The sequence below is a fragment of the Streptomyces gelaticus genome, from assembly GCF_014649535.1.
In the GTDB taxonomy this organism is placed as follows: Bacteria; Actinomycetota; Actinomycetes; order Streptomycetales; family Streptomycetaceae; genus Streptomyces; species Streptomyces gelaticus.
Map to the genome: position 1 here is coordinate 1 of NZ_BMTF01000076.1, position 1616 is coordinate 1616.

Genomic DNA, 1616 nt, shown 5'->3' on the forward strand with positions numbered 1-1616 from the left:
CCCGTCGGACCAGTGCCGCCCGTCGGACCAGTGGGTCCGGTACCGCCCGTCGGACCAGTGCCGCCCGTCGGACCAGTCGGCCCGGTCGGCCCGGTCGGCCCGGGCGCCCCGACGCAGGACGGCACGGTGATGGCGTTGTTGTCCAGGGTGACCGCGCTAGTACGCGCCAGGGCCCGGCCCAGGATCTCCGTGCCGTTCTGTACTGTGATGGACTCCGAGGCCAGGATGCTGCCCTTGAAATTGGAGAACGTCCCGATCGTGGCGGAGCTGCCCACCTGCCAGAACACGTTGCAGGCCTGAGCCCCATTGACAAGTCTGACGCTGCTCGCCGAGCTTGTGATCAAGGTCGATGCCGCCTGGAAGATGAAGACGGCGCCGGAGTTCCCCTCTCCGTCGAGGGTGACGGTCCCAGTGAGGGCAATTGAGCTTGTGGAGTTGTAGACGCCAGTCGTAAATGTCTGTCCTCCGAGGTCGACGCCCGTCACATCCCCTGTCGGAGTCCGACCCGCCGCGTCGTTGTAGGCGATGCCCAGGTCGTTCTTCGCCGTGAGAGCGGGACCGTTGGCTACGTTCTGAGCGCCGAAGACGAGACCGGGCGGGAAGTTCGTCACAGAACTCCCCGGGCTGAGCCCGAGGTCTCCGTTGAGAACGGTGGGAGTGACCGTGTTGGTGACCGTTGAGCCGGCCAGCACGGCGTAACTGATGCCCGTCCCCAGTCCCACCGGAGCCTCCGCTGCATACACGGCGGTGGTGAAGAACGTGGTCGTGCTCAGCAGAGTCACACCAGACAGCACAGCGAAGGACGCCCTGCGCCAGATACGCCTGCGTCGGACTCGCTTGCGCCCGTCTTCCGAGAAGGCAGATGGAGCGGCAGCCACAGCCATTGAAGGTGGTCCTTCCTGTTTCGGGGTGAATTGCGTCTGCCGACCTGCAGCCGCTGCACATCAGGTGACGAACGCCCGCCTGAGCACCGAGTCCGCTGGAGCGGGAGACCGCAGAACCGCAGCGAACACAAAGCGACGAATCATCACGCAAGGTTCACTACGTGCGGACCCATGTGAACATAAGATGGCAATAAAGCCAGGAGGCGCGAGGGTGAGTGCCCATCACCTGTCGCACCGTCACGCCACCAGCGGTCGCGCGTAACACCTCCGGCCCAGCGCCCCGGCCGACCGACTCAGCCCCTTCGACGAGCGGACGACCGCGAGTGCGGCCCCGCCGTCCCGCTCATGGACGACGACTACTACCGGTGGGACGGCGACATCGACTACAAGTCCTGGGGCTACATCAAGATCACGCCCGCCGATCTCAAGGACCTGTTCTACCGCCTCGACCGGGCCGACTGGCCGAAGAACCTGACCCTCCAGGTCAGCTGGCACCTGCGCCACCTACGCCTGGTGGGCGGCACCCTGTGTGGGGTGCCGCCCGCCAGGCGCTTCAGGCGCGCCTCGGTGTGAACCCCGGGCCGCCCCGGCCCGGGTCACCGCCTGCGCAGCGTGAGAACCAGCGTCGCCACCCCATCATGCCCTGCGCGTAGCGGGGGGGTGCCTCTATGTCTTTCGTCAAGGCGCCCCTGTTGGGTTTGGGGTGGTTTGGGTGTGGTGGGGTCATGCGGC

2 protein-coding genes are annotated in these 1616 nt (G+C 66.5%); one reads left to right on the top strand and one right to left on the bottom strand.

The genetic code is table 11. The features are described 5' to 3' along the window. Positions 1-782: ice-binding family protein (locus IE107_RS34370; RefSeq protein WP_229867483.1), on the bottom strand; the 782-nt coding region annotated here is incomplete at its 3' end. Between the two features lie 447 nt (positions 783-1229). On the opposite strand from IE107_RS34370, the gene IE107_RS34375 reads away from it, so the two are divergent. Then, positions 1230-1457 (top strand): hypothetical protein, encoded by a 228-nt coding sequence (locus tag IE107_RS34375; RefSeq protein ID WP_189548261.1) that lies wholly within the window; start codon positions 1230-1232, stop codon positions 1455-1457. Positions 1458-1616 lie beyond the last annotated feature (159 nt).